At 67.7% G+C, this 21918-nt stretch carries 19 protein-coding genes; 5 read left to right on the forward strand and 14 right to left on the reverse strand.

Features of this window, described 5'->3' with window-relative positions; all coding sequences use genetic code 11:
• Positions 1–7: 7 nt before the first annotated feature.
• From N5D91_RS08000 to N5D91_RS08050, 11 genes are all read right to left on the reverse strand, one after another.
• Entirely contained in the window at positions 8–463 is a 456-nt protein-coding gene (locus N5D91_RS08000) for a DUF3613 domain-containing protein (protein WP_180854469.1), read from the reverse strand.
• Positions 460–1338 (reverse strand): Flp pilus assembly protein TadD, encoded by an 879-nt coding sequence (locus N5D91_RS08005; protein WP_164161982.1) that lies wholly within the window; start codon positions 1336–1338, stop codon positions 460–462. Before N5D91_RS08005 ends, N5D91_RS08000 begins: the two co-directional genes overlap by 4 nt.
• Positions 1338–2273, reverse strand: coding sequence for a type II secretion system F family protein (locus N5D91_RS08010; RefSeq protein WP_110712602.1), 936 nt, complete (start codon positions 2271–2273; stop codon positions 1338–1340). The genes N5D91_RS08005 and N5D91_RS08010 overlap by 1 nt, the downstream gene beginning before the upstream one ends.
• Positions 2274–2301: 28 nt before the next feature.
• Positions 2302–3258, reverse strand: a complete 957-nt coding sequence (locus N5D91_RS08015; protein WP_110712601.1) for a type II secretion system F family protein — start codon at positions 3256–3258, stop codon at positions 2302–2304.
• Positions 3259–3260: 2 nt separating this feature from the next.
• Positions 3261–4610, reverse strand: a complete 1350-nt coding sequence (locus N5D91_RS08020) for a CpaF family protein (RefSeq protein ID WP_110712600.1) — start codon at positions 4608–4610, stop codon at positions 3261–3263.
• A complete protein-coding gene (locus N5D91_RS08025) occupies positions 4595–5851 on the reverse strand; it encodes a fimbrial protein (protein ID WP_110712599.1) in 1257 nt (418 codons plus the stop codon). The genes N5D91_RS08020 and N5D91_RS08025 overlap by 16 nt, the downstream gene beginning before the upstream one ends.
• Before the next feature lie 27 nt (positions 5852–5878).
• Complete coding sequence (locus N5D91_RS08030; protein ID WP_110712598.1) at positions 5879–7237, reverse strand: type II and III secretion system protein family protein; 1359 nt, start codon at positions 7235–7237, stop codon at positions 5879–5881.
• Between the two features lie 18 nt (positions 7238–7255).
• Positions 7256–8296, reverse strand: a complete 1041-nt coding sequence (gene cpaB, locus N5D91_RS08035) for a Flp pilus assembly protein CpaB (protein ID WP_180854467.1) — start codon at positions 8294–8296, stop codon at positions 7256–7258.
• Between the two features lie 23 nt (positions 8297–8319).
• Positions 8320–8796: a TadE/TadG family type IV pilus assembly protein gene (locus N5D91_RS08040; RefSeq protein ID WP_110712596.1), complete on the reverse strand. Its 477-nt coding sequence runs from the start codon at positions 8794–8796 to the stop codon at positions 8320–8322.
• Positions 8793–9338 (reverse strand): prepilin peptidase, encoded by a 546-nt coding sequence (locus N5D91_RS08045; RefSeq protein ID WP_180854466.1) that lies wholly within the window; start codon positions 9336–9338, stop codon positions 8793–8795. Before N5D91_RS08045 ends, N5D91_RS08040 begins: the two co-directional genes overlap by 4 nt.
• 67 nt (positions 9339–9405) lie before the next feature.
• Complete coding sequence (locus tag N5D91_RS08050; protein ID WP_049448369.1) at positions 9406–9597, reverse strand: Flp family type IVb pilin; 192 nt, start codon at positions 9595–9597, stop codon at positions 9406–9408.
• Positions 9598–10285: 688 nt separating this feature from the next.
• Here N5D91_RS08050 and N5D91_RS08055 point away from each other — a divergent pair.
• The 4 genes from N5D91_RS08055 to N5D91_RS08070 all read left to right on the forward strand — a co-directional run bounded on the left by N5D91_RS08055 (position 10286) and on the right by N5D91_RS08070 (position 17869).
• Positions 10286–11266 (forward strand): helix-turn-helix domain-containing protein, encoded by a 981-nt coding sequence (locus N5D91_RS08055; protein ID WP_110712594.1) that lies wholly within the window; start codon positions 10286–10288, stop codon positions 11264–11266.
• Between the two features lie 235 nt (positions 11267–11501).
• Entirely contained in the window at positions 11502–16553 is a 5052-nt protein-coding gene (locus N5D91_RS08060; RefSeq protein ID WP_180854465.1) for a YadA-like family protein, read from the forward strand.
• Positions 16554–16614: 61 nt separating this feature from the next.
• Positions 16615–17457: an OmpA family protein gene (locus N5D91_RS08065; protein WP_180854464.1), complete on the forward strand. Its 843-nt coding sequence runs from the start codon at positions 16615–16617 to the stop codon at positions 17455–17457.
• A 121-nt stretch (positions 17458–17578) separates the two neighbouring features.
• Positions 17579–17869 (forward strand): hypothetical protein, encoded by a 291-nt coding sequence (locus N5D91_RS08070; RefSeq protein WP_019659952.1) that lies wholly within the window; start codon positions 17579–17581, stop codon positions 17867–17869.
• Between the two features lie 85 nt (positions 17870–17954).
• Here N5D91_RS08070 and N5D91_RS08075 read toward each other — a convergent pair whose 3' ends face one another.
• Positions 17955–18782 carry a class I SAM-dependent methyltransferase gene (locus tag N5D91_RS08075; RefSeq protein WP_180854463.1) on the reverse strand — a complete coding sequence of 276 codons (828 nt, stop codon included), beginning with the start codon at positions 18780–18782 and terminating at the stop codon, positions 17955–17957.
• 63 nt (positions 18783–18845) lie between these two features.
• Here N5D91_RS08075 and N5D91_RS08080 point away from each other — a divergent pair, with 63 nt between their 5' ends.
• Entirely contained in the window at positions 18846–19253 is a 408-nt protein-coding gene (locus tag N5D91_RS08080) for a MerR family transcriptional regulator (RefSeq protein WP_110712590.1), read from the forward strand.
• Between the two features lie 73 nt (positions 19254–19326).
• Here the strand turns inward: N5D91_RS08080 and N5D91_RS08085 are convergent, their stop codons facing one another.
• Together N5D91_RS08085 and N5D91_RS08090 are read right to left on the reverse strand one after the other, a co-directional pair.
• Positions 19327–20043, reverse strand: a complete 717-nt coding sequence (locus N5D91_RS08085; protein ID WP_005409984.1) for an MgtC/SapB family protein — start codon at positions 20041–20043, stop codon at positions 19327–19329.
• 101 nt (positions 20044–20144) lie between these two features.
• On the reverse strand, positions 20145–21917 hold the full coding sequence (locus N5D91_RS08090; protein WP_219635017.1) for a chloride channel protein: 1773 nt from the start codon (positions 21915–21917) through the stop codon (positions 20145–20147).
• Position 21918 lies beyond the last annotated feature (1 nt).

The following is a 21918-nucleotide window of genomic DNA, read 5'->3' on the forward strand; positions in this document are numbered from 1 at the left end:
GCCTACCTCAGTGTCCGGATGAGGATGTTCCCTTGGACTTGGCGACATCGGTTTCAAAGAAGTCCGGGATCTCGTGTTCGAAACTCTTGATGTAGCGGGCATAGCTCAACGTGGCCTGGTCGCCGAGGATCGGCAGGCGCTGGCCGGCCTGCTGGCCCGATGCCTGCAGGCGGAACAGGCTGCGGGCGGTATCGCCGATCTGGCTGCGTGCAGGGCGGACCACCGGTGCGGCGGCATCAGTGGCGGCGATCGCCGCCGGCATCGCGGCAGGTGCCGGCGGGGCTGGCGCGGACAGGTCCACAGTCGTCAGCGCCTCGGACTGCAACGGTTGCGAGGCCGGTGCGGGGTTGCTGCCGCCGAGCATCTGCCCGGTCAACGGCTGTTGCTGCGCCTGCGCGGTGCCTGCAATCAACAGGCAGGCCAGCACTGGCAACAGGCGTCGGGTCAGGAGCGTTGCGGTCATGGTGTGTTCCCGTTCGGGTGATCAGAGGTGCTGAAGCGTTCCAGCATCGAAGGCGGCAGGCGCTGCGGATCGCGCTCATCGCGGGTCTCGCGGCGCGGCTCGACGGCCAGTCGTGTGTTGCCTGCAGTACTGCTGGCGACGGCACGCGGCGGTGGCGGGGCGGTTGCCGAGGTTGCGGTTGTGGCCTGGCGCTGCTGCAGGCGGGTGCGGATCTGCGCGGCCTGCTGCTGGATGCTGCGCCGTGTGTCCTCGTTGAGGTTGGCCTGCTGGGCCAGGCGCTCGGCGGTGGCGGTATCGCCGCGCAGCACGGCCCACAGGGCGAGGTTGGCGGTGGCCTTGGCGTTGCCCGGGGACAGTTCCAGCGCCTTGGCCAGCGGCTCCCGCGCCTGTTCGAACTGGCCGGCCCGCAGGCGCGCGTAGCCGAGGTCGCCCAGGTAGTCGGTGTTCAGCGGTTGCAGTTGCGTGGCACGGGCCAGCGCCTGTTCACTGCCGGCATCGTCATCACGGCGCGCGGCGATCAGGCCAAGCCCGTGTGCGGCCGCGGCGGCCTGGGGGCCACTGGAAAGATCGCGGTACAGGGCGATCGCTGCGTCGGCCTGGCCGGTTTCGCGCAGCGCATCGGCCTGCAGCAGGCGCAGCGCCGGCGGATCGCCGTAGCGCTGGCGGAAAGCGTCCACGTGGGCCAGCGAGGCATACCAGGCGCCCTGCAGCTGCATGCGCCCGATCAGTTCCAGGTAGGCGTTGCGGCTGTCCTGCGGCGCCGGTTCGGGTGCGGCCAGACTGGGTGCACGCAGGTACTTCGGCGTCGTCGACGCGCAGCCGCTGGCAGCGGCGGCGAGCACAAGCAGCAGGCAGGAGGTGCGCAGGGCAGGCATCAGGGCGATCCCATCTTGGACATGGTGGTGGCCAGCGCGACCAGCGCCGGGCCGGCAAGGACCAGCATCAGCGCTGGCAGCAAGGTCAGCATCATCACCACGGTCATCTTCACCGAGAGCTTGCCGACCTTTTCCTTCAGTGTGTTGCGACGCTGTTCGCGCAGCCGGATGCTGAACTGCCGCAGCGGCTCCTGCACCGCGCCGCCATGCGCGTGCACCTGCAGGATCAGCTGCATCAGGCTGGTCAGGTCATCGTCGGCATAGACTTCGCTCAGGCGCCGCAACGACTGCGCGCGCGTGCGGCCATGGGTGTAGGCGACGTTGGCCTCCTGCAGCTCGGTGCCGAGTACCGGCAGCGCATCGCGCAGCTTGTCGCCCAGCGTCTGCAGGCTCTGGTCCATGCTGAAGCCCACGCCCTGCAGCAGGCGCAGCAGGTCGATCAGCAGCGGCAGCTCGTTGTCGACCGCACGCCGGCGCCGCTTTACCCAGGAGGAGAGAATGAACTTGGGCAGCAGCAGGCCCGCGGCGAGCGCACCAATCATCATCATGATCCTGGCCCACCCCGTGACGCTGCTGAACGTCAACGCCAGCACCAGCACCAGCACGGCCAGCAGCAGGCGCAGGCCGAGGTAGATGGCGGTACCACGGCGGGTGTTCCACCCGGCCAGATCCAACAGCAGGCGGTCTTCATTGGCCAGCAATGCCGTTTCCAGGCGACCGCCACTGAGGGCGCGGCCGAAGCGTTCCAGCCAGCCCAGCGAATCGCGCCGTGCAGCTTCGGTGTCACGGGACTCTTCGCGCGGCTGCAGGGCCGTCTTCAGCGTGGCCGTTGTACGCTGCTCACGATGGCTGCGTATCCAGCCGCCGATACCGAGCAGGGCGACGCCGGCGGCCAGTACCAGAAGGGAGAGGGCGAACCAGGCGCTGGCGCTCATCGGTCTTCTCCAGGGGAGTGGTGGTCGTTCATAGCGACTTGGCCAGGCGATACAGCAGGAAGCCACCGGCCAGCTCCATGCCCAAGGCAATCAACAGGATCTTGTGACCGAGTGGGTCGTGCAGCACCGGCTGGAAGAAGTCCGGGCTGGCGATCGCCATCAGTACGGCGCAGGCCGGTGGCAGCAGGCCCAGCACCCAGGCCGACATGCGCGTCTCCGAAGTCGTCGCTGAAAGCTCCTGCTGGGCCTGCTCCAGGTCGCGCATGAAATCGCCCATGCGCTGGAGGATCTGGTCGGAGCGGCCACCGATGCGCACGCTGACACCGATCACTACCGACAGCACCTTCAGCACATCCATGCGATAGGGATGGGCGGCCTGTGCGAGCGCGCGGTCCAGCTCCATGCCACTGCGCGCGAAGCGCACCGTGGTGTCCAGCAGGCCGCGCAGCGGCGCGCTGGTCTGCATCGACGCAACCTGGAAGGCGGCCTGCAGGCTGTTGCCCAGTGCGGTCAGCCGCACCAGGTTGTCGAGGAAGTCCGGCAACTGGTGCAGCAGCTGCGCACGCAGTTTCGTGGTCCGCCGCATCACCCACAGCCAGCAGCCCAGCAGGTACAGCAGCAGGGTCAGCGGGAACATCCATGCGGTGCCGAGCCGCAGTGTTGCCACCACCGCAAGCACCAGGCCGGGTACCAGCAGCATGATCGGCAGCTTCCAACCCGTCTGCAGGCCTGCGCGCTGCAGCAGGCCGTCCAGTGGCAGCACGCGTCGCCCGCTGCCGGCGGGTCGCGCAGGATCGTTGGCCGCGGTGACGGACGGTCCGGCAGGTACCCCGCCGCCGGCACTGCCACGCGCCAGCTGCTGCTCGGCGTGCTGCATCGAGGCCTGGCGCTGTTCGCGGCTGCTGGCCGTGCCCCACAGCCAGACCGCCAGCGCCACCAGCACCGAAATGATGCTCAACACGCCCAGCAGCAGGCCGGTGCCCATGCTCAGAAGTCTCCGTACAACGATTCGCGCAGCTGCTGGCGGAACGGCTCCAGCTTGTGCGAATGCGGATGGAAGCCCAGCCCGATCCAGCGATCGGTCTCCTTGCCGCTGCCGTCGATCTGCAGCTCGTGGCGGAACATCTCCTGGGTGGTGATCAGGTTGTCGCTGACGCCGGTGATCTCGGTGATCGAGACCAGCACACGGCGCCCGCTGCCCAGGCGCGAGATCTGCACGATGAAATCGATGGCACTGGCAATTTGCCGGCGCAGGCTGTCCTCGCTGCCCTGGAACCCGGCGAACCCGGCCAGCATCTCGATGCGGTACAGGCAGTCGCGTGGCGAGTTGGCATGGATGGTGGCCATCGAGCCGTCATGGCCGGTGTTCATCGCCTGCAGCATTTCCAGCACCTCGGCGCCACGTACCTCGCCGACCACGATACGGTCCGGGCGCATGCGCAGGCTGTTGCGGACCAGGTCGCGGATGCTGACCGCACCGTGGCCCTCCGCGCCGCCGATGCGGCTTTCCAGCCGTACTACATGCGGGTGGTTGAGCGACAGTTCGGCGGTATCTTCGACGGTGATCACGCGCTCGTTCGGGGGCACGTAGCTGGCCAGTGCATTCAGCAGCGAGGTCTTGCCCGAACTGGTGCCGCCGGACACCAGGATGTTGCAGCGGCCCAGCACCATGGCCTTCAGCAAGGCCTGCATCGGCGCATCGAAGGTGCCCTTGGCCAACAGTTCGTCGGGGGTGAACGGATCCTTGCGGAACTTGCGGATGGAGACCATCGGCCCGTCCACCGCCAGTGGCGAGATGATCGCATTGAGGCGGCCACCATTGGGCAGGCGCGCATCGACCATCGGATTGGAGTCATCCAGGCGGCGGCCGAGCGGGGCCAGGATGCGGCGCAGGATGCGCAGCAGGTGCGTGTCATCGGTGAAGCGCTGGGTGGCGCGCTTGAGCTGGCCGCCCTGCGAGACGTGCACGTCCTTGAAGCCGTTGATCAGGATGTCTTCGATGGACGGATCGTGCAGCAGGTCGTCCAGCGGCCCGAAGCCGGTCAGTTCCTTGACCAGCCCTTCGGCGACCACCTGCATCTCTTCCTCGTTGATCGGAATGCGCCATTCCTGGATGAAGCCCACGGTCTGCACCTGCACCCAGCGGGCGATGGTGTCAGGGGCCCAGGAATCGATGTCGATGCGCTCGTCCTCGATGCTGTTGAGCAGGTGCTCATGTGCGGCCGACAGCACCTTCTGGTACTGCTCGGTCTGCGCGAACGGCTGGTGGCCCGGTGTACTGTCGGGCAGCACCGGGCGGGTGGCGGCATGCGGGAACGGGGTTACCTTGTCTTCCATTGCGATCCACCCAGGGCAAGGGAGAGTCTTTCCCGCAGGCCTTGCGCCTGGACCGGGCAGGCCGCCGGGTCCAGGCGCGAGACGAGCGGGGCGAGGGCACGCAGATAGGGGTCGCGCGGCGCGTCCTGCAGCAGCAGGTGGCCCTGGCTTGCGGCCAGGCGCACGCGCGGGCGCTCAGGCAGAGTGGCCAGCAGAGGCACCTCGAAGCGGCGCGCGATCTGCTCCGGGCTCATGCCGCTGCTGTCGTCGTGGCGGTTGATCACCAGCTGCAGGCGTTTTTCGCGTTCGCGTTGCCCGGCCAGATGCTTCAGGGCCTGGTCGAGCGACACCAGGGTCGCGATCGAAGCGTCGGTGACCAGCCAGATCTCGTCCGCCTGGTCCAACAGCAGCGGTGGCAGCTGCCGCAAGGGGCAGCCACCGGCATCGCACAACACGCTGGCGAAGACGCCGCGCAGGCGCTGCAGCAGCGCGCCGGGATCGGACGGCGGCACCGCATCGCTACCGCTCGCACGGTCCAGCAGGACCAGCCCGGAATCGTGACGTGCCATCGCGGTGCGGGCGAGGGTGGCATCAATGCGGCTGGCGTTGCGCAGTGCGTCTTCGTAGTGGAAGCGGCTGTCCAGGTTGAGGTACAGCGCCAGATCGCCTGAAGGCTGTGCCAGCTCCATCAGCAGGCCATCCTGCTGCAGGGCCTCGCCCTGGGCGAGCGCGCGCGTCTGTTGTGCCAGCACCGACAGGTGCGCGGCCAGGGTGCTGGTGCCGACGCCGGCACGCACGCCCAGCAGCACGATCAAGCGTGCCTTGTGCGCGTGCTGTGCTGCGGCGGCCGGCCGTGGCGACAGCGCCCGGCGCAACGCTGCTTCGATGCCGATATTGTCGCTGTCCAGGTCCAGCACGTCGCGCAGTCCAACGCGCAGGGCCATCACCACGCCTTCCACCTGGCCTGCGCTGGTGGCGCCGACTGCAACCAGCATCAGGTCCGGTTCGGTCTGCTGCAGCTGCTGTGCAAGCACGCTTGAGGCGGCCGCGTGCTCCGGGCGGAAGTCGAGCAGCACCAGGCTCTGCGGCCCTCGCTGCAGGTCCTGTGCAGAGGTCGGGGTACTGCTGTCCTGCCAGTGCAGGGTGGTGGTCGGCGGCAGCTTTGCCGCCAGCCGGGGCAGCAGTTCGCGATCGATTCCGTACAGGACCAGGTTCATCGGTGGTCCTTGCGGATGCAGCGGCTGGGCGGTGGCGTAGGGCATGGGCGTGGTATCGCAGGCATCATGGAATCAGCGTGAGAAGCCGGGTACCGGGTCCTGGCTGATCGGGCCAAGCAGCCACGCGCCCCATTCGGGCAGGTGCGGCTTGGCCTCGCGCTCGCCAGGCAGCGGCAGCTCGGTGTTGCGGGCCAACGGCTGGACCAGCCGTGGCGTGACGATGATCACCAGCTCCTTGTCCTGGCGCTTGTAGTCGAAGTTGCGGAAGAACGAGCCAATGATCGGAAGGTCGCCCAGCAGCGGGATCTTGCCGACGTTGGAAACGACGTTGGAGCTGACCAGGCCGCCGATCACGAAGCTCTCACCGTCGCCCAGCTCGACCGTGGTGTCGGCGCGGCGCGTGGTGATCGATGGAATCTGCACGCCGTTGAGGGCGATGGCGTTGCTGTAGTCCAGGTCACTGGCTTCCGGCGCCACCTTCAGTGCGATGCGGTTGGGGGCCAGCACCGTCGGGGTCACGGTCAGGCCGATGCCGAACGGCTTGTAGGTGATGGTTGTGGTGCCAAGGCCCTGGGGCTCCAGGATCGGCAGTTCGCCACCGGCGAGGAAGCTGGCGCTCTGCCCGGACAGGGCGACCAGGGTCGGTTCGGCCAGCACGCGTGCCATGCCGTTGCTCTGCAGCAGGTCGACATCGGCGTTCCACAGGCCCTTGGTCGAGCCGAACACCAGGCGGAAGGCCGAGGAAATGGGCGATTCGGCTTCATTGCCGGAGTTGCCTTCCTTCATGCCGGGCAGGATGCCGGTATTGCCCGGCAGCTGGCCGCCAGGTCGGGCGAAGCCATAGGCGAAGTTGCCATTGCGGTTCTGGAAGCTGATGCCGATCTGCTTCAGCGCGGTCTTGTTGAACTCGACCACCTTGACCTCGACCTGGACCACGCCGCCACTGTTGACGGTAGAGGCGTCGGCAAGCAGGCCATCCTTGCCCAGTGCCATGGCAGCGGTCTTCTGTTCCTGCATGTGCGAAAGCACGCTGTCGGTGCTGCCCTGGAGCAGGCCCTGGCTGTCCTGCTGGGTGAACATCAGCCCGCTGGTGCCGGCGTCGGCCGCGCCCTGCACCGCGCTCTGCACGCGTACCTGCAACCGCTGTGGCTCGGCCTGCTTGTGGTGCCAGAGCAGCAGGGTGGTGGTGCCCGGCGCCTTGCCGACCAGCAATGCCTGGCGCCGCCCACGCAGCATCACGACATCGGCGACACCGGGATCGGCGATGGCAACCCGCTCCAGATCAGCCGGCAGGTTCCAGGGGCGTTGCTCACGCGCCTGCAATACCAGATCGTCGGCGGCCACACTCGTTGCCGGAGCCAGCAGCACCAGCAGCAGGGCCAGCCAACGCTGGCGGGGAGAGGGGTGTGGGCGGTGGCGACGTTGGGTCATGGATGCGCTCGATGCAGGTCAAAGGGAACCACGAGGGGTGGAACTGTCACCGCGGATGATCTCGATGCCGGCGGACCCGCGTGGCGCGCTGCGTCGAGGCGCCGGGGCGCGGGCGGGCGCATCCGGGGTGCTGCGGGCAGGCGCGTTGCCGCGACCGGCCAGCGCGTCGCCGTCGATGCCTGCGAAAGCGTTGTTCTCCGGCCGTTGCAGCGCGAGCTGCTGTTCTGCGTCGAGGCCGCGCAGCGGATCGATCACGCCGCGCGCCTGGGGGAACAGGGCGAGGTCGGGAAGGCCGGTGTCGGCGGGATTGCGCAGCGCCAGGAACAGCTTGCCCTGCTGCGCGCCCAGCAGCAGACGGTTGGCATCGGCCACCGGTACGGCCAGCACGGCGCTGCGCGCTGGCTGGGTGGCTTCATTGCCCGCAGCGTGGTTGCTGCTGTTGCCGGTGATGTCGGCAGCGCGTGGATCGTTGCGGGTGTCGCCTTCAGTGTTGGCGACGGCATCACTGGCAACCGGGGCGATATCCTGCTGGCCATAGCTGAGTACGCGCAGGCGTGACAGCAGCAGGCGGGTCTGGGCCGCTTCGGCCGGACCGCTGGCGTTGGGCTGGGCGTTGCGCAGGTTGAGGAAGACGTCGACGAAATCTCCCGGCAGGATGCGGTTGCCGGCACCGACCAGTTCGTCGACGGGTACCGCCAGCGCGCGCTCACCAGGGCGAAGCTGCAGCGAGAAGCCCTGGGCCAGTGCGCTGCTGCTGATCGCAGTGCCTTCAGCGATATCCTGCACCGGCACCTTGCCGACCACCGCGGCGATGCTGCTGGCAGCACCGGCAACCGCCGTGGTCCGCTGCGCCAGGCGCAGCCCGTTGGCGCTGATCGGCTCGCCGGCAGGCAGGCGTGCGACCGCTTCCACCACGGTGATCGCCTGCGCTTCGCTGTGCGCGACCGGTGCGGCCGCGGCAGGTGCGGCCTGCTTGCGCCCGATCATCAATGCGATCACCGCCAGCAGCACGGCCAGCCCGATCAGGGCGACGGCGGCGATGCGGGTCAACTTGAGCATGGAACCGTCTCCTTCAGCGATCGTCAGTTGCCGCTGCCGAGGTCGAGCTGCGCGACCGCGATGCTGCGGATGGGAGCCGTCATCACCCACTTGTAGAGCGTGGCGGTGCCGGGCAAGAAGGGATGGCTGGCGTAGTCGTAGCTGACCGTTACGGTCATGCATTGGGCCGTGGCCAGGCCGGCGCAGGGGGCCTGAGCGGATACAGTGATGGCGTTGCTGCCCCCGTTGCTGCAGTCGACGCTCTGTCCCGAGAAGTTCAGCAGCCACTGCATCGAGCTGCGGGCCGCGACGCAGGCTGCAGTACGGCGCTCATTGGCGGTGCCGTAGCGCAGGGAGGCGCGCGCGCCCTCGGCCGAGGCCGTCGCCAGGGTCTGCTGCGCGGCCATGATCATGACCCCGGAAAAGGTGAACAGCAGCAGCGGCAGCAGGCCCAGCATCAGCATCAATGCGAACTCGATGCTGGCCACGCCGCGTTGCTGCCGTGGACTGTGGATGTTCATGCCACACCTCCGTACGTGCTGATGAGGACCCAAGCGATGGCGGACACTGCCAGGTAGGCGGCGTACGGAATGCCCTGGCGTCCCTGGCGGGCGCTCTGCATCCCGCGCAGCGCCGGGTGCGAATGCCATTGCGAACTCGCCCGGTGCACCTGGGCCTGCAGGCCGATGGGCAGTACCGGACCCAGCCGGCGCGACACCAGCACCAGTGCGGCATGTGCGCCCGCCGCCAGGCTGGCGACGATCCAGATCGGCAGCAGCGCTTTCCAGCCAAGCATCAGGCCCAGCACCGAGAAGAATTTGACGTCGCCAGCGCCCATCCAGCGAAACGCGTAGAACGGGAGCAGCGCGACCAGGCCGAGCGCCGCGCCGGCAACGTGGGAAGCCCACGGCAGGCGCGGCGCGCTGAACTGGCCGGCGATGATCAGTACGATGGCGATGACGGATGCGGACAGCAGCCAGGCGTTGGGCACCCGGCGGGCGTACAGATCGCTGATCGCGATCCGCAGGCATACACCGATGGCCAGCAATCCCAGCAGTGTCATCGCACACTCCATCGTCCGTCAGTGGACGGTCAGCAGCTGTTGTCCCTGATCCAGCCTGGGACGCGGCTCAGGCGGGTGTGGTGCCTGATGCCTTGTTGGCAAGCTTGGTGAGATTCTCAAAGAGCGTGCTGAAGAACGTCTGGATCTGCGTGCTGCCCAGTGCGATCAGCACACCTGCAATCACAGCGGCCAGCAGCCCGTACTCGAGTGCAGTGACGCCATCTTCTTCTTTCAGGAACTTGCGGATCGATGCGTTCATGACGTTTGTCTCCCTCTACCTGTCTGCTACAGGACACCTGTTGGGCGGTGGCCCGGCTCCGCCGGGATCGTCCGTGGGCCTCCGCGCATCCTGGCGGAGGAGGCACGGCGGGATGGACCCGCTGTGCTCAAGCAGGGTGATCGTCTCCAGGCGGGACGCCGTTCGCGCAACCGCGACCGCGCGGCGCGGGGCCGGTGGTCAACGTGTCGAGCGATGCGTGCATGGTCATGCTGTCCCCCTGGGTGCGGTCATTATCAAAGACCGGATCACCGTGTTATCGACTTTGCCTGAATGGCGGCCGGCTGCAACCGGAACCTATATGCAAATTCGGCAGGAAATCGTCGGACCTTAAAACTTCAGTCGGTTTCTGTGACGAAAATCCGTTCCCGAGCAAAACGATTCATCGACGTGCAGATAATGTGATCCCGCTTGCTGGCGCATGCGAAAACCGTGCCAGTGGCAGGGACATTTTCTTCACCTGTGTATCTGTTTTCTTCAGCGGGGGCTTGCGGGTTTACCGGGATGGATTATCGGGCATACTCGTATTCAAGCTCTCGTATTTTCATGGGCGGTTGCGTGGCATTGGCCGCGTCCGCCCCGGCAGCAGCGGCGGTTCCTGGAATGGCGTGGCCCTGTCAGGCAGTGGGGGTCGCGCCGTGTGGCGGATCAACGGGGGGACGACACTGTCATGGTCGATGGTGGGGTAGGAGACAGCGACGACAGCGGCCTGCGGTCGATCGACCTGGCGACGCTGAGCGGCGTGCTTCGTGTATGTGATGTCGAACTGCTTCTGCTCGATGGCAACGGCCCTCGGGCAGCCTTCGCGTCGCGCGTACATGAAGAGGCCTTGTTCTGCAGCATCAGCTGCGGGTTCCATTGCCGTGGTCGTTTCATGCTGCCACCGGACTGGGCGATGCTGGGGTATCTGCACGCAACGGATGAAACGTTGAGCTGGTGCCACGGCGTACCGCTTACCCCTGGCATGGCGCTGACAGTGATGCCGGAAGGCATCAGCGAGTTCACGCTGAGCCCGGGCACGCACATGACCCTGATGCTGGTGCCGGTTGCGCGGGTGCAACGTAAACTGACCGAACTGAGCCTTCGCAGTACGCCACCGGCAGGCCAGGCGTTGTCGTTGTTCAATCTCGCCAGCGAAAGCACGCCTCTTGCACAGCATTACCAGCAGCTCCACCTGCAATTGGGGCAGGGGGCGAACCTGCAGCCGGAAGAAACCGAGAAACTGCTGCACGAACACGTGCAGGCTTTGCTCGGCGCCGGTGCTGCAGACCGGCCTGGATGCAGCCGTGCACGGCGCACCCATTATCTGATCGCGCAGCGGGCGGAGAATTTCATGCGGCTCAACCTGCGCCGCAATATCTACATGAACGAGATCTGCGACGCTGCCGGTGTCAGTGAGCGTGGGCTGCGCTACGCCTTCGAGGACCTGTTCGGCACCTCGCCCAATCGCTACCTGTCGATGCTGCGCCTGTGCGCCGCCTGCCGCAGCCTGTCGATGGCCGATTCCAGCCGCCGTTCGGTCAAGGCCATCGCCCTCAGTTGTGGCCTGTGGGACCTGTCGCGTTTCGCCGACAACTACCGCAAGGTGTTCGGTGAACTGCCGCGTGACACGCTGATGCGCGCGCCCGCGCAGATCGGCCAGCCCGCCTGATCCAGGCCCCGCAAGGGTTTCCCGGCAGTTCCTGCCGGAATTGCATATCCGCTTGCCGATATGGTTGCCGCTTCTGCATAACCGGCTGCCGATTCCGACCGTGGATTTGCCGGAATGCGCGATTGCCGTGCCGGAATGAAGTGCGCAGCCGCCGTTGCAAACGCTGAAATGTCAGTCACCTGCCTAACGGCAAGTCCACTGACATTCCAGTTGTTCGCCTACGGGGGAAATGCTCATGAACCGCATCTACCGGCGTGTATGGAACCGCCAGCTCAATGCTCTGGTTGTGGCCTCGGAACTGGCTACCGGCGATAGCGGCGGCAGCGCTGCCCGCGATCCGCGCAGTGCCCTGCTGATGCCCACCGCTCTGGCCCTGGCCCTGTTGTGCGTGCTGGCCAGCGGGCATGCGGGAGCATCCGAATCCAATCAATCGCTGCGTGACCTGCAGGCGCTCGCAGCCAAGTACGCGCAGCCGATGCCGGTCAAGGTCGATGCCGAAGTGGCGTTGGCCGCCGCCTCGCGCCAGGCGCAGAGCACCCCGGCAATCAGCGCTGATGCGCGTGTCGGCCTGCAGCTGAGCACGAACGCGTTGCCCGTGGTGCGCGACGTGCTGCCGGCCACGGTGCAGGTGAAGCTGGGTGCGAACGCCGCGCCGAAGCAGGTCGCCGTTCCGGCGCTGGGGGCCGATGTCCGTGCCAATGTGGGGTTGGGTCGCGCGGCTGCCAATGGCGCGAAGGTTGATGCATCGCTGGCGGCACAGGTTGCGCCGTCCGCGCATGCGCCGCTCGCTGTCGCTGCGGATGCGAGGGCGAAAGCCCATGTCGGTGTCGCCGGCAGCCAGGTGGCTTCGATCGATGCCGGGGCCAAGGCGGCGGCCGCCATCAGCGGCGCATCCGCCGGCTCCGTGTCTGGCCTGAAGGCCTCGGTTGACGGCACGCTTGATTCGCAGTTGAAGGTGGCGGGCCACCAGATCGATGGCCAGGGCCAGGCCAGGGCAACGGCGGCGGTCACGTTGCCGGCCAAGGAAGAACTGCCGGGTGAGACCCACGATCGTGCGATCACCGCCGCCTTCGATGCCGGCGTGGCCGGCAAGGTACGCGTACAGGCACCGGACGGCCAGGAGGTGGTGGCCGACCGCAACCTCAAGCTTGCGGGCCAGGCTACCGTGGCGGCACAGAACAGTGCGCTGGGTGTCGGTGGCCTGGTGGGCGGCGTCGTTGGCGCCGCTGGCAGTGCAGTCGGCGGCGCGCTGAATGGCACCGTCGGCACGGTTGGCAGCGCGGTGGGCGGTGCACTCAACGGCACCGTTGGCACGGTGGGCAGCGCGGTAGGTGGCACGCTCAACGGTGCGGTTGGCACTGTCGGTGCCGTTGGCAGTGCGGTGGGTGGTGCACTGAACGGCACGGTCGGCAACGTCGGCGGTACGGTGGGCGGCGCGCTGAACGGAACCGTTGGTGCAGTCGGCAGCGCAGTGGGCGGCACGCTCAACGGCGCAGTTGGCACTGCCGGTGCCGTTGGCGGTGCGGTCGGTGGTGCACTGAACGGCACGGTCGGCAACGTCGGCAGCGCGGTTGGCGGCACGCTCAACAACACGGTGGGCGCGGTGGGCAGCACCGTTGGCGGGGTGCTCAATGGCGCTACCGGCGGCAGCAGCGGGGGCCTGGGTGGCCTGCTGGGCAACACGCTTGGCAGCGTGGGCAGCGCCGTGGGCAACCTGCTCAACGGCAATCTCAACGGCACCATCGGCAATCTCGGCAGTGCCGTAGGCGGCCTGGTCGGAGGTACGCTGAGCGGCCTCGGCCTGACCAAGCCCTCGGCGATTCCACCGACCAGCCCGAAGGCGCCGGCTCCGGCTGATCCGAATGCGGGCCTGATCATCGGCACCGGCGGGCTGGTCGGCAACGTCGGCCAGCTGATCGGGCCGACCACCACCAGCCTGTTCGGCGGCAACGGCTACCTGAGCAACGGCAATCTCAAGCTCAGCAACGCCAACGTGATGCAGACCTATTCGACGGTCAACGTGCTGGGCCTGCCGGTGGTGAACCTGTCGCCGGTCGGCAGCACGCTCAATGGCCTGGGCGGTGCCGTCACTGGCGGCAGCTCGCACCTGACCCTGATCGGTGGTGTCACCTCCGACAGCTACATCTACAACATCAACAACGGCAACCCGGGTGGACTGCTCGGCCTGCTGCTGCCGAAGGACTCGCCGGCGTGGGCGGCCAAGTGCCTGGACATCGCCCTGGCCGACATTTCCTGCTGGGCCGTCAACGCAGCGCAGGACTACCAGGTGCTGATGGGCGACGGTGCTTTCGCCAACGGTTCGAAGGAAGTGGTGATCGGTGCCAATGCACGGCACGAACTGCCGAAGGTCGATGCCAACGTGGCCTTCCCGGGTGCAGGCACCAATGACCCGAGCAACCCGACCGGCGTGCCGACCGCGGACTACGCCGCACGCATGGGCCATTCGGTGATCGTCGGCGACAGCGCGGTGGGTACGGCCAACGGGCAGACCCTGCTCGGTGCCGAGGCCACCTCGAACCAGGCCAACTCGGTCGCGCTGGGCTATCGCTCCGCTGCGCTGCGCGGGGCCCAGGCCAGCTACACCGCCTATGGGCTGACCGCACCGCAGGTCTCGGCCGGTGAAGTGTCGGTGGGCACCGCCGGTGGCGGCGAGCGCCAGATCACCAACGTCGCGGCCGGCAGTGTCAACACGGATGCAGTCAACGTGGCGCAGTTGAAGGGCGCGATCAGCCTGATCAACGGCGTGGCCGATGCCGCCGTGACCTACGACCTGGATGCTGGCGGCAACCCGAACTACCGTCGTGTCACGCTTGGCGCGGGCACCGGCACCACCACCATCGGCAACCTGGCCGGCGGCGCGGTCACCGCCGGCAGCCTGGAGGCGGTCAACGGCGGCCAGCTGGCCGCGACCAACGCCGCCATCGCCAGCTTCTTTGGCGGCCGTGCAGCGTTTGATCCGGCCAGTGGCGCCTTCACCGCGCCGCTGTTCGAGATCAGCACCATCTCCACCGGTGGCGCCATTGCCAAGGGCTTGTATACCAACGCCACCGATGCGTTCGCGGCGGTCGACGGCTCGCTGGTCAACCTCAATACGCAGATCACCGATATCCGCAACGGTGGCACCAAGTACCTGCGGGTGAACTCGACCGGCACCGAAGCCCTGGCCAGTGGCACCGATTCGATCGCGGTCGGCACCAATGCCCGCGCCACCGCCGCGAACAGCATCGCGGTGGGTGCCGGCAGCCTGGCCGACCGTGCCAACAGCGTGTCCATCGGTGCGGCCGGTGCCGAACGCCAGGTCACCAACATGGCCGCGGGTACCGCCGCCACCGATGCGGTCAACGTCGGCCAGCTGCAGGCGTCGGAGCAGGGTGCCCTGCGCTATGACCTCAACGGCGACGGCAGCGTCAACTACGCCAGTGCCACGCTGGGCCAGAGCGGCACCGCCACCACGCTGCGCAACCTCGGCCCGGGCCAGGTCAGTGCCACCAGCAGCGAGGCCATCAACGGTGCCCAGCTGTTTGCGGCCAACCAGGCCGTGGCCACCCACCTCGGTGGTGGCGCGGCGGTCAACGCCAGCGGCGTGCTGACCGCACCGACCTACTCGATCAACAACGTCGCCGCCAACGGCACCGTGACCAAGGGCAGCTACAACGACGTCGGTACCGCCTTCGATGCGGTCAGCAATTCGCTGGCCAACGTTGCCGACCAGACCGGCGAGGTCGACAAGCTTGCGGTGAAGTACGACGTCGATGGCGCTGGCAACGTACTCAACAGCGTGACGCTCAAGGGCACCGGCACTGGTGCGGTGAAGATCACCAACGTCGCCGCCGGCAGCATCCTGGCTGGCAGCAGCGATGCCATCACCGGCGACCAGCTGTTCAGCACGAACAGCACCATTGCCAACTACTTCGGTGGCACCACCGCGTACAACGGCACCACCAACGTGTGGACCGCGCCGAAGTTCAGCATCTCCAGCATCGCCACCGATGGCACCTTCACCAGCGGCGACTACAACAATGTCACCGCCGCCTTCACTGCGGTGGACGGCTCGCTGAAGGTCCTCAACCAGCGCATCACCAACGGCGGCGGTGGCAGTGCCTACCTGGCGGTGAACTCGACGGCAGCGGCCGCTACGGCGGCGGGTGCGGAAGCGGTAGCGGTCGGCCCGCAAGCCAGTGCGGCCGGTGCCAACAGCGTGGCGGTCGGCAACGGTGCCAGCGCCAGTGCCGGCAACAGCGTCGCCCTGGGTGCCGGTTCTGTCGCCAGCGTCGGTGCACAGAGTGGCTACACCGGCGCGTACGGCCAGACCGGCGCCAGCAACTCGGCCGGTGAAGTTTCGGTCGGCAGCACCGGCGGCGAGCGCAAGATCACCCATGTTGCCGATGGCTCTGATACGTACGACGCGACCAACGTCGGCCAGCTGAAGAACGGCGTGAACTACGCCATCGACGAGTCGAAGAAGTACACCGACCAGAAGATCCAGAACATCACCAACGTGGCCGGCAGCTTCCGTGCCAACAACACCAACAACCTGGCCGATCCGTCCGCCAGCGGCGCCAACTCGGCCGCCGGTGGCGCAGGCTCTACCGCCGCCGGTGCCAACTCGACCGCGCTGGGCAATGGTTCGCAGGCGCAGGCCGACAACTCGGTGGCGCTGGGTGCGGGTTCGGTGGCGAACCGGGCCAACACGGTCTCGGTCGGTGCCGCCGGTGCCGAACGCCAGGTGGTCAACGTGGCCGACGGTTCGCAGGCCACCGATGCGGTCAACGTGCGCCAGCTGCAGGCTTCGCAGCAGGGCACGATCCGCTACGACACCACGGTGAACGGCGCGACCAACTACAACAGCGTCACCCTGGGCAGCACCAGCAGTGGCCCGACCACGGTGCGCAACGTCGCCGCCGGCACCGCCGGTACCGATGCAGTCAACGTCGACCAGCTGAAGTCGGGCATGGCGCAGACCCTGGACTGGTCGAAGGCCTACACCGACGAGCGCATGGGCGGCTTCGAGCGCGACCTGCGCAAGACCGACAACCGTGCTTCGGCCGGTATCGCTTCGGCGATGGCTACCGCGGCGCTGCCGCAGCCCAGCGAGGCCGGCCGCAGCATGGCCTCGATCGCGGCCGGCAGCTACAACGGCGAGTCGGGCGTGGCGGTGGGCATCTCCGGCGTCTCCGAGGGAGGCCGCTGGATCTACAAGTTCAGCGGGTCGACCAACAGCCGTGGCGAGGCCGGTGTGGCCGTCGGTGCCGGCATCCAGTGGTGATCGCTGTTGCCGGGCCGCACGCGCGGCCCGGCACCGCGCAAACGTCCATAGGGGGAATGACATGAAACAGCATCGCATCGCCCGCAGCGGCCAGATGGCCGCCATGCTGGGCCTGATCCTGGGGATGGGCCTGCTGGCCGCCTGCCGCAGCCATGCGCCGGCCGCCGACGTTCCTGCCGAAGCCACCGCCGTGCACTTCCCGGAGGCCTCGAAGGCCTCGCTGAAGGAAGGCATCTATCCCGACGTCGCCGACCTGCGCCGCTTCGCGCCGGGCATGACCAAGCGGCAGTTGTACACGCTGCTGGGCACGCCGCATTTCAATGAAGGCATGTGGGGCGTGCGTGAGTGGAACTACCTGTTCAACTTCCGCACCGCACAGGGGGCCGAATACTTCACCTGCCAGTTCCAGGTGCGATTCGACAGCAAGGGCATCGCCCAGGGCGGCTACTGGAAGCCTGAATCATGTGCGGCGGTGCTGGACCCGCCGCGGCCTCCGGCGCCACCGCCACCGGCACCGGCACCGCTGCCGGAGCAGCCGTTGCGCCTGTCCGCCGATGCGTTGTTCGGTTTCGACAGCGCGGTGCTCAGCGCTGAAGGTCAGCAGGCGGTGCAGGGCATCCTGGCGCAGGTACGCGAAGCCGCGCAGGTACAGTCGATCCGGGTGACCGGCTACACCGATCGGATCGGTAGTGCCAGTTACAACCAGACGCTGTCGCGGCGTCGCGCCGACGCCGTGCGCAGCGCGCTGGTACAGGGCGGCGTGCCTGCAGCCAGCATCAGTGCCGAAGGACGCGGCGCGGCCGAGCCGATCGTGCAGTGCGAGCAGCGCAACCGTCGCGAGCTGATCGCCTGCCTGGCACCGAACCGGCGGGTGCAGATCGCCGGGGTGGCGCAGCCACGCTGAGTTTCCTGCGCCGGGGCATCGCTCCGGCATCCCGAGTCCCCCCTGACCGTCGGCAGGACGTGGTTACGTCTCCCCCGTTGACCACACCTGCCGGCGGCTCAGGTTTTCCATGGTGCACGCGATGAATGCCCAATTCCTGCCTCTTTCCATGAAGACGGAAACCACACTGAGTGTGTACGGCCAGCTCGGCAATCATGCCGTGGTACGCATTCCCGGGCGGCGCCTGCCGGGGCTGATCCTGCAGGCCGATACCGTGGCCGGGTTCCTGGCCCAGCTGCAGGAGGCCCAGGCCTGCCTGCGCAGTGGCCGCGCACAGCGCACCGACGCCGAACTGGACATGCTGATCGACGTGCTCCAGCAGTGGTATGCGCTGATCGAGTCGCGTCTGGCCGACGCTGGCGAGGCGCTGTAGAAGAAAAAGGGGACGGAGGGGATTAAGTCGTTCTTGCCCCGGCAGTGCCGGAAACGACTTAATCCCCTCCGTCCCTTTTTTTGTATCAGGCGCGGGCGCGGACCAGCCAGCACGCCGCATCCACGCGTACACGGTCGCCCTCGATGAACGGGGTGAATGCCGCCACAGCCTTGTTCCGGAGCGAGGTGGCGCGGTCTTCGGGCAGATTGCGCAGCGCCAGTCCCAGCGGGCCAAGTTGGCCGACATAGGTTGGCAGCTCGTCGCGGGCGATCGAACAGGGCAGGTCGACCGCAACCACTTCGACGTCCTTCCAGCCGGCGGCCTGCAACAGGCGCTGCACGCGCTTGCCATCGGCAAAGGCGAACTGGCCCGGTGCGCCAGGCGCACGGGGTGGTAGCTCGAGTTCATCACCAATAGCGCGTTCGGCCGTGGTCATGAACGGGTTCTCGTCGGCACTGCGCCAGGCGATGAAACGCAGGCCCGCGCCTGGCGTTGCGGCGTGGTGCAGGTTGGCGAAGGCGGCCTCGGTATCTTCGAAGAACATCACGCCCAGCCGCGACTGGATCCAGTCGAAGTGCGCGGAGGGCAGCGGACGCTGCTGCGCATCGGCCACGATGAAGTCCGCGTCCAGTCCTGCCGCTCCGGCGCGCTGGCGGGCCAGCGCCAGCATCGGCGCGGAGATGTCCAGGCCGGTGCAGTGTGCCGCCGGGCGCGCAGCGGCCGCGGCCAGCAGGCTGGCCCCGGTACCGCAGCCGATGTCGAGCAGTTGCGTGACGGTATCCGGAAGTTCGGCCACCAGCAGGTCGGCCATGGGCTGGAACAGGCCGTCGAGAATGGCCTGCTGTGCGACCCAGATCTGGCCGCCTGGGCCATTCCAGAGCGCATGCTGATCAACGGGGGATGTACTGGTCATGGCCTTGTCCTGCCGGGTAGTTGCCCATAGGTTGGCGCTTGAAGGTCACTTGAGGTCAAGCCCGTGCGTGAACTGGATATCGGCGAGGTGGTCAAGCGCAGTGGCGTGCCGGCCTCGACCCTGCGCTACTACGAACAATTGGGCTTGTTGCAGGCCCTGGGCCGTCGCGGTCTGCGTCGGCAGTATGACGAGCAGGTGCTGGAACGGCTGGCACTGATCGGTCTCGGCCAGGCGGCCGGGCTGTCGCTGCAGCAGATTGGAGCATCGCTGCCGCCGCAGCGCGGATGCCTCACGCTGGACCGGGAGGCCCTGCTGGCGCAGGCTGATGTGCTGCAGCAACAGATCAGCCAGCTGCAGCGGGTACGCCGGCACCTGCAACGTGCGGCGGCCTGCCCGGAAGCGCAGGACGCGCGGCAGTGCGGTTCATTCCGCAAGTTGCTGCGGGCACAGCAGCGCATGGCGGGTGGGTGAGAGACGAGCATCCACGCATGGCGTGGATCTGCTGCGCCGCGACCTCGGTAGGTCCACGCCCTGCGTGGATGAATCAGTCGCGGGTGCTGACTTCCCAGGTGGCATGCAGCACGCCCGGCACGTGTTCCATCCGTGCCAGCACCACGTCCAGCTCGTCGGCACTGACGGCGGTACTGACCAGCACCGCGATCACATCGGTGGGCGCGTCGGCATGCTCGACCACCTGTACGTCGCCTACCGGATACTGCGCGGCCTCCAGCGCATCGACCAGGCGCTCGCGCACGCGCGGCACGGCTTCGGCATCCACGCTCAGGCGCACTTCGTAGGTCGCTTCGGTGGCGGCCTCGTTGATCGGGATGCGGTTGATCGCATTCACCAGCGGCCGCAGCAGGGTGTTGCCAGCGATGATCAGCACGGTCAGCAGCACGCCTTCGGCCAGCATGTCCGCGCCGGTACAGCTGCCGACCGCCGCCGAGCACCACAGGGTGGCGGCGGTGTTCAGGCCGCGCACGTTCATGCCTTCCTTCATGATCACGCCGGCGCCGAGGAAGCCGACCCCGGAGACCACGTAGGAGATCACCCGCACCGCCTCGGCACTGCCGGCGATGCGCATGCCCAGGTCGACGAAGGCGGCGGCGCCGACCGCCACCAGCACGTTGGTGCGCAGGCCGGCGGTGCGTTGCCGGTACTGGCGCTCGGCGCCGATCAGCGTGCCGAGCACGAAGGCGGCCAGCAGGCTGACCACGGTGTCGGCGAAGGGGCCGGCCTGGAAGGTTTCAATGAAGCGCATGGCCGGAGTCTACCCGGTCGAGGTGACAGTAGATCCACGCCATACGTGGATTTCGAGGGGGCCAGAAACGACTTAATCCCCTCCGTCCCCTTTTTGCGGGGTCAGTCGGTGTCCTCGACGCGCTCGCCCATCAGTTCGCGCTGGCGCTTGTCCAGTTCCTCGGCGTAGCGCTTGCGCACGAAGGCTTCGGAGACCACGCCCAGCACCTGGCCGTCGGCGGCGACCACGGCCAGTTCGTCGGCCTGGGTCTGGTCGAAGCGTTGCATCACGCTGACCACGTCTGCGGCCGGCGACAGCGACACGTCACGGTTCTCGGCCAGCTCGCCGATCGCGGTCTCCGGCTTCACGCCGTCGCCGTAGACGCGCGGGATCTGCACGATGCCGGCATAATGGCCTTCGCCGTCGATCAGCACCACCCGGCTGCCCGAGCCCAGTGGGAAGCGCTGGCGGAAGGCATCGGCGTCGAGGTCGGCCGGGGCGGTGGCCACGCCCTTGCGCATCAGCCGGCCGGCGTTGAGGTTCTGCACCCAGCCCACGTCGCGGGCGCTCTTGATGGTCTCGCCGCGCAGGTGCATGCGCCAGGTCGAGAACGAATAGCCGAACCACTGCCGCACCAGCGTGCTGGAGACCAGCACCGCGCTCATCACCACGCTGGTCAGCAGGAAGTCGTGGGTGCCTTCCAGCACCAGCATGGCCATGGTCATTGGCGCACCGACCACGGCGGCGGCCAGCGCTGCCATCCCGGCCAGTGCGGCCGAGGTGGCGTCGATCACCGGCACGCCGGTGGCCATGGCGAGCAGGCCGGCGAACAAGGCGCCGACCAGGGTGCCCATGAACAGCGAGGCGAAGAACAGGCCGCCACGGAAACCAAACCCGAGAGAGATGCCGGAGGCCAGGCACTTCAGGGTGAGCAGGCCGCCGATCCAGATCAGTGGCAGATGCGTGGTCAGGTCCAGGTGCAGCGCGCCATGGCCGGACGACAGCACCTGCGGGCTGGCCAGTGCCAGCGGAATCAGCAGCAGGCCGCCCACCACCGGCCGGCCCCACAACGGCAACGGGCTGCGCTTGACCGTGCCCTCGATCGAGGCGATCAGCCGCATCACCGTGATGCCGACCATCGCGCAGCAGCAGCCCAGCAGCCCGTAGATGGCGTAGTCGGCGGCGCGGACATCAATCGTCGAGGCGGCGGGCAGCAGGTAGGCCTCGATGCCGGCCTGGTCGGCGACGAATGCGCCAGCCAATGCAGCGACCGCCACCGGGGCCAGCGCGGCCGGGGTGTAGGCGCCGATGACGATCTCGAAGGCGTAGAACGCACCAGCCAGCGGTGCACCGAAGGCGGCGGCGATGGCGCCGGCGGCACCGGCGCCGACCAGGATGCGCACGTCGTTGCGGCGCAGGCGCATCACCCGGCCCAGTTGCGAGCCGCTGCCCGCGCCCATCTGCGTATACGACGCCTCCAGCCCGACCGAGGCGCCGCAGCCGTTGGACAGCAGGGTCTGGGTCAGCACGATGAGGTTGTCGCGCATCGACATGCGGCCGCCATGCAGGGCATTGGCTTCCACCGCATCGAGCAGGGGCCGCTTGAGCCGGGTCGCGGCCAGGCTGACCAGGCCGACCAGCAGGCCACCCAGTGGCAGCACCAGCAGCGCGGTCCAGGTCAGCGAGGGCAGGGAACTCAGGCGCATGCCGTCGTCCAGCCCGTACAGGGTGCCCTGCAGCCGGCGTGCGATGCCGGACTGCAGCAGGGTCAGGTAGCCGGCGATCAGGCCGACCAGCAGGGCAAGCGCGATGAACCACAGGTCGCTGCCGCGCAGGCGCAGGCGCAGGCCCTGGAAGGCCAGATGCAGGCGCGATGGCGAAACAGGCAATGACATG

It is taken from the genome of Stenotrophomonas sp. GD03794, from assembly GCF_029842145.1.
Lineage (GTDB): Bacteria > Pseudomonadota > Gammaproteobacteria > Xanthomonadales > Xanthomonadaceae > Stenotrophomonas > Stenotrophomonas riyadhensis.